Genomic DNA, 14,253 nt, shown 5'->3' on the forward strand with positions numbered 1-14,253 from the left:
TTTTATTGCTTCATGTGCACTTTTATGTTTGTTTAACACAAAACATTACAACTGAACTTATTGTGTATATCGGTTGCTCCGATACTTGCGCTATTCGTTTCCAACCAATAGAACAGCTGCGCGACAGAAGTTGATACGATAAGCCAGCTAGTGCAAACGCCCCCGGCACCTGGCAGCACAGGTATCGGGGGCGTTTGTACTAGCTGGCTGGTCATCAGCCAGGTGGCTGCTTACTGGCCACTACTCACGGCTTTGGGTGCACTTTCCGGTTTCACCATGGGGTACTTGATGCCAAGCTGTTCAAGGTAGGTTTTATACTTCGCCGGATTGTAGTAGTACTTCTTCATGGCGGGCCGGAATTCGGCCATAATGTTGGTGTTCAAAGTAATGGCGGGCTTGTCGGTGGCCGAAATCAGCGGGGTGTACTTGGTGTTCTTGGTTTGTACTTCGTTGAAGTAAGTCCAGGCATCCTTCAGAATTTCGGGCTTCACCAGCATGTCCAGCAACGTCATCGCCTCGGCTTTGGCGCCGGCCGTTACGCCTTTGTGAGCAATGGGCGTGGCCATGGAAACGGCATTCGACCAGTGGTGACCGGGCAGGCCGGGAATATTGGCCGGATAGCGCAACACTACGGTCGGCACGTTCCAGGAAATATCGGCAATATCGTCGGAGCCGCCCCCGATGGAAAATTCTTCGGGCTTGGTGAGCGTATCCAGCTTCATGGCCAGGCCATCGATGGGCTTGTTGCGGCGGTCGGTTTTGGGGGCTTTCATTTCCACTTGAATGGCCCGCGCCAGCACCTGGTCGTCGGCACTCCAGGTGGGCAGCCCTACCGCCCGGATGTTCTGGTACATGGCTTCGGCCACCGGCTTGTTCATGTGGCCAGGCCAGGCGCTGCCCAAGACTTCGCTGGTGACGGTGGTGTTGGTCATGAGCGTGGCGCCCTGGGCCATCTTCTTCGCGTCGTCATACATCTGGATGATTTTCGCGTATGTACGGTCGCGGAAATAGTACCACACCGACGCCTTAGACGGTACCACGTTGGGCTGGTCGCCGCCGTCGGGAATCACGTAGTGCGAGCGTTGGGTGACTTCCATATGCTCGCGGTGGAAATTCCAGCCGATATCCATCAGCTCCACGGCGTCGAGGGCGCTGCGGCCGCGCCAGGGGGCACCCGCCGAGTGCGCCGCCTGCCCCTCGAAGTTGAACTTAACCGAAATCAGGCCATTGCCGCCCGCATCGCCGTACGACACACCCAGGTTGTCGCCGACGTGGGTGAAAATGCAGGCGTCCACATTTTTAAAATACCCGTCGCGCACGAAGTAGGCCTTGGCGCCGAGCTGTTCTTCGGCCACACCGGGCCAAAGCATGAGCGTTCCCGGAATCTTCTCGCGCTCCATAATTTTTTTGAGCGCCAGCACGGCCGTCACGTTCAGGGGCTGGCCGGAGTTGTGGCCTTCTCCGTGGCCCGGCGCCCCCGTGATAATGGGGTCGTGGTAGGCCACGCCGGGTTTCTGCGAGGCTTTCGGGATACAGTCGATGTCACTGCCGATGGCAATAACGGGCTTGCCCGAGCCCCATTTAGCCACCCAGGCCGTGGGGATGCCCGCAATGCCCTGCTCGATGGTGAAGCCGTTTTTCTTGAGAATACCCGTCAGGTAGCGGGAGGTTTCCACTTCCTGAAACCCGAGCTCCCCAAAGCTAAACACCATATCCACCATCTGCTGCGTGGCTTTCTGCTGCTTGTCAATCTCAGTGGCCAGCTCTTTCTTGAGGGCTTCGAGCTTCGCCGGCGGCATGGTCGTTTGGGCGGCTAGTTGCTGCGGCAGCGCCAGCGCCCCCAGCAGGCCCGCGGCACTCAGCAGGCGGCGTAAGAGAGTAGAATTGTTTTTCATAGCGCTCGGGGTTAAAGGCTGTATGCTTCAATTCAGGTGAGGAAAGAAGAGCAAGAAGAACGTCATGCTGACGAAGGAAGCATCTCGCGTGCTGCCGTTGCCAAAGTATTGTCATGCTGAGCGTAGGCGCAGCCGGAGTCGAAGCATCTCGCGTAAATCGTTGCAACGACAAAAGGGTTTACCACACTAGCGAGATGCTTCGACTCCGGCTACGCCTACGCTCAGCATGACCGTTACTTCGGCAAGTTCAGCATGACACATGTGCTTGCTCAATACACTACATCATCGTCCAGGAAATTCAGGTCGGGCATGCCGATGGGGGCGCCGGGGGGCATTTCCAGGCCGGGAATGGGCTGGAATTTATTGGGGTCTTCGTTGAATTTCGAAATCTGCGACAAGCCAAAGGCCAGGTTGGCTTTTTGGCGGCTGTCGGCGGTGGGCAACTTGCCGCTCATCCATAACTGAAGCTCCTGCACCTTTAGCAGCGCCTGCCCCCGCGCACTTTCCGAGGCCCGGTTGTCGGCGGCCAGTTCCAGCAGGGTTTTGAGGGTGACGTTGTTGACCATGGTTTGCAGCTCACCCTTGTAGCCGGCCGGCAACGGAGCTTTCCAGGTGGCGCTGAGCAGCTTATCGACCACGGGCATGAAACCGGGCTGCTGGCTGTCCCGGGCCTGGTACTCGATCAGGCGAGCGGCCCGCTCCGCATTCAGCAGCGACGAAATGGTTTCGCTGGCGGCGGCCTCCGCGGCGGCAATAGGGTCGAAGGTGGGGCCGGTGTGGCGGCTGAACAGCTCCGACATGTTGTTGTAGCCCGAGGGGCGGGGCGGAATCTGCTGGATCAGCTTTTCGGGCAGCGCCAGCGCATCGGGCGTGATGGTGGTCATCAGCGCGTCGAAGGCCTTCCACTGCTCGGCCGGGGCCACCATTTTTGTAGCTACTTGCCCGTCGCCTTTAACGGCCGGCGAAAAGTACAGCCCGCCCAACGATTTGGCCGTGGCTTCGATCTGGTAGCGGTGCAGCAGATAAATGGGCACCAGCACTTCTTCCAGCGTCGCCATAGGGGCTTGGTCGGGAATGGCTTTCTCCGAGAAGTTGTCGAGCACGTGCCGGCGCACGGTCATCAGCTTGGTGAGCTGCGTTACGGCATTTTCGCCGTCGTCCCACTGGTGCGAGGTCGGGTGGGTGTAGCCGCCGATGTCCGGGATGAACAGATGGCCCTGCTTGAGGGTTTCCTGCATGATTTTCTCGAGCCCGGCGTCTTCATCGGTGCCCTTCGGAAAATCCTGATAGCCCCAGATAACCGACCGTTTATCCCAGCTGCCGATGCCGGTAGCGTAGGCGTCGGATACGTCTATTGTCCCGTCGGATTTCAGTGAAAAGCGCGGGAACGGGTAATCCATGACCGAGCTCCGGCCATTGGGGCTAGCGGCAAAATTGTGGAAGAAGCCCAGCGTGTGCCCGATTTCGTGGGCCGACAGCTGCCGGATGCGGGCCATGGCCAACTGCTCCATTTTGCTGGTATTGGCTTTGCCGGCGCCGTAGGGCTGCAACAAACCCTCGGCAATCAGATAGTCTTGCCGGTGCCGGTCGGAGCCGAGCGTTACCACGCCCTTGATAATTTCGCCGGTGCGCGGGTCGATGTACGACGAGCCGTAGGAAAACGCCCGGGGGTTGCCAGCGCGGTCCACCCAGTTCACCACGTTGTAGCGAATGTCCATGGCATCGGCGTCGGCGGGCAGCTCTTTCACTTGAAACGCGTTTTTGTAGCCGGCCGCCTCGAAGGCCTGGTTCCACCAGGCGCCGCCTTCAATCAGGGCCTTCTTGATCTTCTCCGGGGCACCCCGGTCCACGTAGTACACAATGGGCTTCACGGCTTCGCTGGAAGCGGCGCCGGGGTTCTTCTTTTCCAGGCGGTGCCGGCGCGAGTACCGCACCAGCACGGGCTCGGTCATGGGAGCCGAAAAGTCGAGGTAGCTGAACATGTTCAGGCCCGAGCGGGGGTCGAATTTGCGCGGCTTGTACTGGTTGTCGGGCAATTCCACCAACGACTGGTGCATGTTTACGGTCACGGCGTTGGGGTCGGGCGCAATTTCCGGTCCGCCGCCAAAGCCCCGCCCGCCGGCCGTCGAGCCGCCCGTAAACGTAACCAGGGCTTCAAATTCCGTGTTTTTAGGGAAGTTTTTGGTACTCGCCAGATAAACCGCCGAGCGCGACTCATCGAAGCGGTAGGGCGGCGCCGCCGGACCCGGCGCCGGCGCCGCGCCGCCCCGCAAGCCAGCAAACGAGCGGGCGCCCAGCCGGTCCCCAATCTTTTGGCTGTCGCGCACAATGAAGGGCGTGAAATCAACCAGCACCTTACTGCCTTCGGTGGCCGCCGGCATAAAGCCCCAAACGACGGATTTGGCAAACGCCCCGGCCACCGATTTCTGCTCGTCGAGGTTGGTCGTGACGGCGCGGTAGTTGTAGTTGGGAGCCATTAGCAGCACCTTGGGGCCCATTTTCATAAACTTCACAATGGCCGAAGAAGCCTGCCCTTTCTCGGGTCCGCCCGCGCCCACGCCCTCGGTCAAAGCGCTGAAGTATAAAAACTCCTGATCGAACTTGTTGATTTCCAGATAGATTTTGCCGGTTTTCTCTTCGTAGTAGAAAGGAAAATAGCCTTCGTACTTCTTCATGCCCTTGGTGAAATCGGCCAGGGAGGCGGCGGGTTTGGGTGCCGCTTTACTGGCCGCTGCGGCCGGATCGGCCGGCGCGTTTTGGGCAGTGGTCAGCAGCGGAAAGGTGAGCAGCAGGGCAAACGGCAGATACTTGTGTCGCTTCATTCGGGGTGGTTGAGGAGAGTGGAGGTAGGAGAGGGGAAGTTTTATGGCAATTTTCTGGTTGAAAGCACCAGAGGCTGCGCGCTACCGGCTAGAGGAGCTTGTTGGACGAAATTTCAGCGTTGGGAATGGGGAAGATGTACTCGGGCTGCGCGGGCGAAATGGCGGGCGCCGTGCCTTTGGCCGGAATGGGCAGCAGGTTGCGCAGCAAGTCGTTGGAGCGGAATCCTTCGCCTAGCAGCTCGATGCGCCGTTCCACCAAAATGGTGTTTACCAGAGCGGTGGGCGTGGCCGTGGCGGCGGCCGGGAAAGCGTAGTTCGGGTCGGCGCGCTGGCGTACGGCCGTCAGAACGCGGGTGGCCAGGGCCAGGTCCGGCGAACTGGTTTTGGCCAGGGCTTCGGCATAGTTCAAGAGCACTTCCGAGTAGCGCAGCACGGGCACGAAGTCCAGGTACGGATTCGCTTTTCTGTATTTGGTTAAGTACACCGTGGAGCCCGCGGTGCGGAGCATGGTTTTGCGCTGGTCTTCGGCGCGCCAGGTGGGGTTGCCCAGGATGCCGGCCGGGTTCAGGTTGTATTCCTGATTGATGGTATACTCGTAGCCAAGCGAGCTTTGGCCGCTCACGTTATCGAGTTCGGTCATGGGCATAGAGAAGATGCTTTCCGTGGTGGTGTAGTCGGCGCTGAACACGGTGCTGATGCTGGCCTGCAACTGGTGCGCAACCCCGCTGCCGGCCTTGAAGGGCGGGCTGGCCGACACGATTTTTTGCGTTTCCCGCACCACGTTGGCGTACTGGCCCATGCTCAGATAAACCCGCGTTTTGAGGGCAATAGCCGTGTTGCGGTGCGCGCGGGTGGTGTTGAGTAGCGGCGTGGAATAGGTGAGTGGCAGGGCTGTTTCGGCCTCGTCAAGGTCTTTCAGAATCTGCGCGTACACCTCAGCGACGGTGCTGCGGGCCAGGTCGTTGTTGGCCGACGTGGTTTGGCCTTTCAGGCGCAGCGGCACCCCCGGCGAGGCCCCGCCATCTTTGGCGTACGGCTGCCCATAAAAGCTAATCAAGCTGAAGTAGCTGAGCGCCCGCACAAACTTAGCTTCGCCGGCGTAGTTGGCCGCCACGGCGTCCTCCACCACGCCCGGATGCGCGGCCATGCCGTCGAGCAGCAGGTTGGCCGAATTGATGGCCGCATACGCCGTACTCCAAGTGGTGAGGGCGTCGTTGGAACCCGAGTTGATGGTGTGGTTCCAGGCATCATAGCCCGTAAATACGTTTTGCAGCCGGTTGATAAACTCCTCGCCCCGAATGTCGCTCAGCATCAGGTAGCGCCCTCCGTAAAAGCTGCCCGATTTCAGGGCGGCGTACATGCCGTTTACCTGGCCCAGCACGCGGGCCGGCGTGTCAAAGAGCGCCGTATCGGGCAGGGAAGTATCCGGGGCCGGGTTCAGCAGGCTATCCTCGTCGCAGGCCGTGGCCCACAAGCTGCACGAAAGGAAAAGCAAGGCCGCAAAACGGCCCAATCCCGCTTTCCAAGCAGTACGGCGGTAGAATGTCTTCATCGTTATTATTTCAGTTGCGAGTTATGAGTTATGAGTTGCCGGTTGTGAGCTATGAGTTGCCGGTTGCCAGTTGTGAGTTGCCAGTTGACGGTTGTGAGTTGCCGGTTGTTAAAATGAACGAACTAGCAACCGGCAACTCACAACTGGCAACTGATCAGAAGCCGACATTCAGGCCGACGGTGAACGTGCGGCCCTGCGGAATCGAGTTTTTGTCGACGCCGGGGGTGGTGTTGGTGTTGCCGTTCGAGGAGATTTCCGGGTCGGTGCCGGTGTATTTGGTGATCAGGAAGGCGTTGTAGACCTGCGTGTACACCCGCACCGAACTTATGCCGGACTTACCAAACAAGGTGGCTGGAATGGTGTACCCCAGCCCGGCCGATTGCAGCCGCAGGAAGTCGGCTTTTTCCACGTTTTCGGAAATCGGGAACGACGAGCCGTTGGACAGCAAGTCGCCGTACACCACCCGCGGAATATCGGTTACCTGCCCTTCGCTGGTCCAGCGCTCGAGCACTTCGGTGGTATTGTTCCAGAAGCGCTGGTCGCGCCAGGTGCCTTTGGTGCCGTTCATTACGTAGTTGCCGCCCGAGTACGTGAAGTTGACTGCTAGGTCGAAGCCGCCGTACTTGAAGGTGTTGTTGAAGCCGCCGTACCAGGTGGGCAGGGCGTTGCCTAGCAGCTGGTAGTCGCTCACGCTGATGGCGGACGCGGGGCGACCATCCAGGTACGTCCAGCGGCTCTGGCCCGAGGCCACGGCGTGGCTGTACTGCACTTGTTCGCCGTCTTTGTTGATGAAAATGCGCTGGCCGTTGGCGGGGTTCACCCCGTCGGTTTTGGCGCCAAACAAGCTGCCTACCGAATAGCCCACCCGCGTGATGTTGGTGGTTTCGGCCGTGGCGCTGGTGGTGCCCACTATCTCGGCTCCGTCGCCGAACAAGGCCGTGACGCGGTTTTTATTGGTGGTGTAGTTGAGGTTGGTGCTCCAAGTGAACTTGCCGGCATTCAGTATGCTGGCGTTGATGCCCATCTCGAAGCCGCGGTTGTACATCGAGCCCACGTTCATCAGAATGGAATTGTTGGGAATGCCTTTCGAGGGCGGCTGCGGCACGTTCAGAATCAGCCCGTCCACGTTGTTGCGGTAGTAGGTCAAATCGAACCGGACTCGGTCGTTGAACAAGCCCAGATCCGCGCCTACGTTGGTTTGTTTGCTGGTTTCCCAGCCCAGGTCGGAGTTGCCGCCCTGGCTGAAGGCCCAGGTGGGCACCGAGCCGTACAGCGCCGAGTTGTACAACGACAACGAGCCGTAGGTGTTGGGCAGGTTGCCGTTGCCCACCCGGCCCCAGCTGGCTCGCAGCTTCACCCCGGTCAGCACATCGGCCACCGACGAGTTTTTGTAGAATTGCTCGTCGGCCAACGACCAGCCCCCCGACACGCCCCCGAAGTTGCCGTATTTCTTGCCCGCGCCCAGGGCCGAGTTGCCGTCGCGCCGGAAGTTCACCGTCAGGAAATACCGCTTGTCGAAATCATAAGTAAGGCGCGAGAAAATCGAGGCAAAGGCGCGGTTAGTCAGCAAGTTGTTGGCCGGCACAATGGTGCCGTAGCTGCCCTGGTAGTCGTTGAAAAAAGCGTCCGACGAATTCGAGCGGGTAGCGCCCCACGACGAATTCTCGAACTTCTGCACGTCGTAGCCCGCCAGCACCGATACGCTGTGCGGGCCCTTCAGGGGCAGCTGGTAGTTGAGCGTGTGGGTCAGGTTCCAGTTGTTGATGAGCAAACTGGAATTGTTGGCCCGCCCGCCCGGAATGCCGGTGCTAAAGCCCGGGCCGTGCACCCCGCTTTCAAACGTAACGTTCTCGATTTTAAGCCGGTCGATGCCGTAGCTCAGGCGGTAGACGAGGCCTTTGAGCGGCGTTACATCGGCGGCAAAGTTGCTGATGATCCGGTCGTTTTCCGAGGTGTACTTGTTGAGGTCCAGCATCGGCACCGGGTTGTAGAAGTTGCTCGATACCGTGTTGTTGCCCATGCCCAGGGTGTTGGCATTGCTTAAGTTATAAGTGCCATCGGGGTTCACCGCGTACACGTTGGGCGCCGACAGCCACGCCAGGCGCGCCGAGCCGACCAGCCCAAACGCGTTGCCTTCCAAAGAGCCCGTGTTCGGTGAGGCATTTAGGCTGTTGTTGTAGTTGGCGCTGCCCGACAAATTCATCCAGGGCGTCAGCTTGTGGTTGAGGTTGAAGCGCACCCCCTTGCGGGTAAACTCGTTGGTTTTCAGAATGCCCTGCTGGTCGCTGTAGTTGGTCGAGAAGTAGTACTTGGTGGTTTCCGAGCCCCCCGACACGTTCAGGCTGTGGTTTTGCGAAAATCCAGTTTGGTACACTTCCTTGTACCAGTCGGTGTCCACCAGAGAGCCGTCGGCGTTGTAGGTGGGGAAAAAGGAAGCCGAAGGCACACTGGCGTTGTTTTCGTTGCCCGACAAGATCTTGGAGTTCAGAACGGCTTCGTTCTTGATCAGCATGAACTGCTCGGCGTTCAGCATTTTGGGCAGACGCACTGCTTCCGTTACGCCGGCCCAGCCTTCGTACGACACGCGGGGCTTGCCCGCCTTGCCGCTCTTGGTAGTAATCTGAATCACGCCGGCCGCCGCCCTAGAGCCATAAATAGCCGTGGAAGCTGCGTCCTTGAGCACGTCAATCCGCTCAATGTCGGCCGGGTTGATGTCGCCGAGCGGGTTGTTGGCTACCGTGGTGCTGCCCGAGGCATTGCCGGTATTAATCGGGATGCCGTCCACCACAATCAGCGGGTAAGAGCTAAGCGAAATCGAGTTAACACCCCGAATCCGGATAATGGGCGCATTGTTGAGCACCCCGTTGGGCTGCCCGATGCTGACGCCGGTGGCCTTGCCAGCCAGTCCCTGGTCGAAGCTTTGCACCGGAATGTCCTTGATGGCGTCGCCCCCGACGCGCGCCGCCGAACCCGTGAATTCGGCCTTGGTTTGGGTGCCGTAGCCCACCACCACTACCTCGTTCAAGGCCTTGGCATCCGACGACATGGCCACGTTCACGGCCGGGCGCCCCGCCACGTTCACTTCCTGCGACTTGTAGCCCAGGAAGGAGAATATCAGCACGCTGTTGGCTTCTCCGTCCAGGGTAAACGTGCCATCTATGGCCGTGGCGCCGCCGCGCGTAGTGCCCTTCACCAGCACCGTAACGCCGGGTAGGGGCGAGCCGTTGGCTTCGGTTACCTTGCCCGTAATCTTTTGGTTTTGCGCGCTAAGCTCGGCAGCGGAAAGCAGCACCGGAAAGGTTAGTAAAAGTTTTTTCATGCTCGGGGTATATTGGTGAGGTCATCACGGTCAAGCTACTCCAGGGGGCCATGAGGCCCGCGCCAGCGCACAGATCTTCGCTCGACAGCAGGAGCCGTCGGGGCAGGATAGTTCAAGTGATTCGACCCTAGCGGGACGGCGCGGATGGGCCGCAAAGGCCAGCAGCAAACAGCACATCTGGGGCGTACCCCAGCCTACCACACTTGGTGCGCGGCATCAAACGAGGCAGTGGGCGTGCCTCTGTACAGGAAAGGGGCAGAACTGGCCGGGCATCCGCCCGGCGGGGCGTGTAAGTGTCAGAGGCAGTGGGAGTACCTCACCAACAGCTCCGGTAGCGACCGGTAGCTGCTTAACGCGCGGATTCTAGACAGTAACCTACGATCAGGCAAGCTCCTCGGCAATGCCTGATCTACAACAATGGTAAAGGATTCAAGGTATTATTGCAAATTTTCCATAATAATTATTTAACCTATGCAATATCATCAATATTGTTCCTCTCTTATTGCAATCGAATGCACTCAATCGGTGGAAGCGGGGCAATGGCTGTTGCGCAGTGGGGCGCATAGTCAGGCAAACCGCTTTGCAGCGTTCGTAGGCCCACGTATCACTGCCGCTGTCAGGGAACAAGGAAGTTAACTACCATACAGGCTAAGCGGCCGGGCCAGCTACCAGGAACTGCCGCAGAAGCACGGCCATGCCACCTCGGTGTTGAACACTCACCACAGCCGCTGCGCATCCTGAAACAGGGTACACAATGAGTACCCGGGTTTGTGACGTGGAAGGCAACGGCCCGCTGTTTTGCGGTAGAAGCCATCGGTGCCGCTCACCCATAGGCGGCCATCATCGTGCGTCAAAGCGTGGACGTAGCCATTGGGAGGTGCGACTTTAGATACTAGCAGTTGGGTTAGCAATCCGGCTTGGTGCCCGTCGTGGCGCCGTAGGTTTTCGGTGGTCCTCACCGACAGGTGGCTCTCTGAAACCGTTGGACGGCAAGAGCCTGCTTTCGATCGAGCCTCTTTAGAGTGCGGGAACCGAGCCGAGCCGGGTTTCCCATTCAGCTTCCAGAGCGGGCAGCCGCTCCGAGCTATGCGTGAGCCAGTCGAGAGCAGATACGGAATCAGTGAAGTACTGCATATCGAAGCGGATGGCGGGCTGCACCAGATTATGCAGGGCATCAACGGCTAGTTGATTGTGAATTTGGTTGCTGCCGATGACTAGTGCAAACCGTTCCAGCCCCAATGCCACCAACTCCGGCATCCAGTAGTCGCCAAGCCATACCTGGTCTTCCACCGATAAGTCGGGCACGCTGTCCATATCGATCAATAAGTGACGTACTTCTAAAGAACGAAGCGAAGCCATCAAATACTGAGCAGTGTTGCGCAGGCTGCTCATGTCGTGGCCACCTATCCATTCCACGCGGAGCACGGCCAGAGAGTGGTCGTGTTGCAGGCACAAATCGGGGATGTTACGGAGAATCACGAGAACAGGCCAGGAGGCGAAAACTGAAATACGCAGTCAGCGGCGAATAGATGTCGTAACAGGAATTATGCTCCTGAAAGCAGCTTATAGCTGCCGCTCAGCCCTGATTTTTATTTTGCCAAGTACAAGGGGAGCATGAGACAAGGAACGGAAATTTACGCTATCAATATGGTATCGTCCTTACTATTCAAGACTTACAAGGTACCTGTTGCTGGTAAGAGCTTGACATGAACTCGCGGGTGCTTTCTTCTATTGCCTTAGCTGGAATTTCTATTCCTCGTCTCGGTTGGTGCTGCCACTAAGAACGCGGAGGCTGCCTGTCTGACGAAAGCAGAATTCCTGAAGCGCTTTTCTATAATAGGCAGGCAGCAGGCAACCCAGCGCGGTACCTTTCCCGCTTGGCTTACGGGTTCAGGGCTTGCCTGATTTCACTTGTCAGGAAAGATCAAGCTTGAGCTAAAAGAGGCGCAATTGCGGCAAATGAGTGTACTAAAAACAGCACCTGCGCGTTTTCAGGCCATATCCGCCAGGGCGTAGTTTAGCCAGCGGAATTTCACTCTTTACTTATTGCTCATGCTTGCTTCTATGCGGCTCTTTGTTTGTTCGCAGGGGCGGGTCCAGCTGCTCGCCTGCTACTGCGAAGGTTTCCGACAACGTCGGTAGTTAAGCTGAACGACCCTTTCCTGTTCCGTTCTCACTTTCTGGTGCTTAACCCCAACGGTTGCCATTGCTGCTGCTGATAGGCACCGCGTTGCCTTTTGCCAGGTAGCCTACACCTCAGGCAAGCGCCCGATTTCGCCCTTCTTCGATAAGCAGGTCGATAGCACTTTTCATGCTTTAAAGTATCCTGGTGTGTGATTTGTAATAACCCTCAAGAACCCTTCTACGCGGCTTGCTGATGGCCGCGTAGCCCCCACCTCTCCTCCCACTTAGTGCCTCATGAATTTCTTTGCCCTTCTGCTGCTTCTGCTCATCACCACTGGTAACGCCACCGCCCCAGAAACTCCGGCAGCCATAGTTCCTGCTGCCACCTGGACAGATTTAAGTACCACACCATCTCTGCTGCAACAACTCAACATGTACCGGCAGCGGGCGGGCCTGCCGCCACTCGTACTCAGTGAAACCGCCTGTCGAGCGGCGCGGCTGCAGGCCGTTTACAATCTCACGCATCGTACCCACGGGCACTACAATCCCCAATACGCTACCCCGCTCCAACGCCTGGCCGCCGTCGGCCACGAATTCCAGAGAACCAATGGTTACATAAGCTACGGTTACGAAAACTGCGTCCGTTTTCGGGGTATGAAAGCCAGAAACCTGACTAGCATCGAAGCGCAGATTATGCAGGCCTACAAACATTCGCCCAAGCACAATGCCGCGCTTCTGGATCCTCATCCAACCAAAGTAGGCATAGCTACCATCTACGACGGAGACGAGCTACAAAATTCGATGGTCTTTTGCATCTGATACCTAATGGCGTTCTGACAACAAGCTAGCCACGTGTAAAACTTAGTACCGATAATTAATGATTATCGGTACTAAGTTATTAGCTTTGAAAAACAGTATAAAATTGGTAGCTACTCCTTAATTATATAGGTGCATGGAAAAGTCTGCGCGCTTACCCGTGGTTGTACCAACTCGCAGCCACTCGCTCATCGAGTTACCTTCCTCGGTTGGCCGGTATGTGGAAGCGGGTTTGCACGGAGCTAAAAACACCAAGCGCGGTTACGCCGCCGATTTGCGCAGCTTTCAAGATTACTGCGAGCATCATCAAGTAACGCATTTGCCAGCCGACGTCACGACCGTAGCCGGCTACGTGTCTCAAATGGCAGACCGGGGGTTGAAGCTAGCTACCATCAAGCGTCACGTAGCGGCCATTGCCAAGCTGCACCAATTAGCTGGCCAATCCTCGCCAACTGGCCACGAGGCTTTACTGGTCGTACTGAATGGAATTGCCCGCATCATTGGCAAGCGCCAACGCCAAGCGCCCGCCTTCTCGGTGCTGGAGTTAAAACAGGCTATTCGTGCGATGGATGTAAGCAAGCCAACGGGTCTGCGGGACCGGGCGGTTTTGCTGCTAGGTTTTGCTGGCGCTTTCCGTCGTTCCGAACTGGTGGCCTTGAACGTGGAGGATGTTGAGCTTACCCGCGAAGCCTTGGTAATTCATGTGCGGCACAGCAAAACCAATCAATACGGGCAAGACGAAGACAAAGCGGTTTTCTATGCACCCAGCGCGGATTTTTGCCCGGTGCGCGCCGTGCAGGAATGGATAGCGAGCTTGGGCAGAAATGCCGGCCCCTTATTTACCCGTATGAGCCGCGGCGCCAAAGACAAACCAGCTCAGCCGGGCGTTAGTAGGTTAACCGATCAAAGTGTAAACGACTTAGTGCAGCGGCACCTTGGGTTAATGTACACGGCCCATTCCTTACGGGCCTCTTTTGTAACAATAGCAGTTGAGGCAGGGCAATCAAACAAAGCAATTAAAAACCAAACAAAACAAAAAACTGACGCCATGATTGAAAGGTATGCCAGATTAGATGATGTAAAACGATTCAATGCAGCTCAGTATTTAGGATTGTAGCTTATAGGAAATAGTTTAAACTGCCATCTAATATTTGATATGCACTTGCTATCCGTGGTAGTGTCAATAATTTTTTTACTGTGTGCTATTGTCAGAAAAAAAATTAATAATTATAATGATACAAAGTGTCGTATGAGAGTATGTAAATAATTCATTTCCAGTTTTGCAACCAGAGTGAAAATAGTTCATAAAAAGGTACTTCAAATACGATATTATTTTTGTCGAAAGCTGCTTCTTAAAAAAGAAACGCCTAACTACTTCTGTGAGTAGCTAGGCGTTTCTATGTACAATACTGGTTTTTTAATCCTGCTTTCAATAAGTTTTTACGCTGTTAACGGGTAATTTCTACCCATCCTTTATAAGTGCGCTTGGTGTTATCAACATTATTAAACTCCACTTCGACTTGGTAGTAATAAACGCCATCCACAGTTGATCGGACGCCTTTATTATCATTTGGGTTACTTCCTCCGTTCCAGTTGATGAGCGGGTCACTGCTGCTCTCGTAGATCTTGACGCCCCAGCGGTTGAAGACGGTGAAGCGGGTGCGGCGGATGGGGGTGAAGACCTTGGGCCGGAACGTGTCGTTCTTGCCGTCGCCGTTGGGGGTG

Annotated in this window: 9 protein-coding genes; 2 read left to right on the plus strand and 7 right to left on the minus strand. The window is 56.9% G+C overall.

The window, feature by feature from the left end:
• Nucleotides 1-230 precede the first annotated feature (230 nt).
• The 6 genes from VF639_RS00695 to VF639_RS00720 form a co-directional block, all read right to left on the minus strand.
• Entirely contained in the window at nucleotides 231-1,895 is a 1,665-nt protein-coding gene (locus VF639_RS00695) for an amidohydrolase (protein WP_414654642.1), read from the minus strand.
• Between the two features lie 269 nt (nucleotides 1,896-2,164).
• On the minus strand, nucleotides 2,165-4,717 hold the full coding sequence (locus VF639_RS00700) for a zinc-dependent metalloprotease (RefSeq protein ID WP_331143976.1): 2,553 nt from the start codon (nucleotides 4,715-4,717) through the stop codon (nucleotides 2,165-2,167).
• Nucleotides 4,718-4,805: 88 nt separating this feature from the next.
• Nucleotides 4,806-6,269, minus strand: a complete 1,464-nt coding sequence (locus VF639_RS00705) for a RagB/SusD family nutrient uptake outer membrane protein (RefSeq protein ID WP_331143977.1) — start codon at nucleotides 6,267-6,269, stop codon at nucleotides 4,806-4,808.
• Between the two features lie 154 nt (nucleotides 6,270-6,423).
• Entirely contained in the window at nucleotides 6,424-9,588 is a 3,165-nt protein-coding gene (locus VF639_RS00710) for a SusC/RagA family TonB-linked outer membrane protein (RefSeq protein WP_331143978.1), read from the minus strand.
• 716 nt (nucleotides 9,589-10,304) lie between these two features.
• Nucleotides 10,305-10,547 (minus strand): hypothetical protein, encoded by a 243-nt coding sequence (locus tag VF639_RS00715; RefSeq protein WP_331143979.1) that lies wholly within the window; start codon nucleotides 10,545-10,547, stop codon nucleotides 10,305-10,307.
• A gap of 58 nt (nucleotides 10,548-10,605) precedes the next feature.
• The gene (locus tag VF639_RS00720; protein ID WP_331143980.1) at nucleotides 10,606-11,067 is read right to left on the minus strand and encodes a hypothetical protein; all 462 of its coding nucleotides are present in this window, start codon (nucleotides 11,065-11,067) and stop codon (nucleotides 10,606-10,608) included.
• Nucleotides 11,068-12,006: 939 nt separating this feature from the next.
• Between VF639_RS00720 and VF639_RS00725 the strand changes: the two genes are divergently transcribed.
• Both VF639_RS00725 and VF639_RS00730 read left to right on the plus strand, forming a co-directional pair.
• Nucleotides 12,007-12,531: a CAP domain-containing protein gene (locus VF639_RS00725; protein ID WP_331143981.1), complete on the plus strand. Its 525-nt coding sequence runs from the start codon at nucleotides 12,007-12,009 to the stop codon at nucleotides 12,529-12,531.
• A 133-nt stretch (nucleotides 12,532-12,664) separates the two neighbouring features.
• The gene (locus VF639_RS00730) at nucleotides 12,665-13,645 is read left to right on the plus strand and encodes a tyrosine-type recombinase/integrase (RefSeq protein WP_331143982.1); all 981 of its coding nucleotides are present in this window, start codon (nucleotides 12,665-12,667) and stop codon (nucleotides 13,643-13,645) included.
• A 331-nt stretch (nucleotides 13,646-13,976) separates the two neighbouring features.
• Here VF639_RS00730 and VF639_RS00735 read toward each other — a convergent pair.
• On the minus strand, nucleotides 13,977-14,253 hold a 277-nt coding region (locus VF639_RS00735), incomplete at its 5' end, for a T9SS type B sorting domain-containing protein (RefSeq protein WP_331143983.1).

This window comes from Hymenobacter sp., assembly GCF_036387835.1.
Lineage (GTDB): Bacteria > Bacteroidota > Bacteroidia > Cytophagales > Hymenobacteraceae > Hymenobacter.

What these genes read in the sequence shown, in the direction of transcription:
- VF639_RS00700 (WP_331143976.1), bottom strand. Translation starts at nt 4,717, where the DNA reads ATGAAGCGACACAAGTATCTGCCGTTTGCCCTGCTGCTCACCTTTCCG.
- VF639_RS00695 (WP_414654642.1), bottom strand. Translation starts at nt 1,895, where the DNA reads ATGAAAAACAATTCTACTCTCTTACGCCGCCTGCTGAGTGCCGCGGGC.
- VF639_RS00710 (WP_331143978.1), bottom strand. Translation starts at nt 9,588, where the DNA reads ATGAAAAAACTTTTACTAACCTTTCCGGTGCTGCTTTCCGCTGCCGAG.
- VF639_RS00725 (WP_331143981.1), top strand. Translation starts at nt 12,007, where the DNA reads ATGAATTTCTTTGCCCTTCTGCTGCTTCTGCTCATCACCACTGGTAAC.
- VF639_RS00730 (WP_331143982.1), top strand. Translation starts at nt 12,665, where the DNA reads ATGGAAAAGTCTGCGCGCTTACCCGTGGTTGTACCAACTCGCAGCCAC.
- VF639_RS00705 (WP_331143977.1), bottom strand. Translation starts at nt 6,269, where the DNA reads ATGAAGACATTCTACCGCCGTACTGCTTGGAAAGCGGGATTGGGCCGT.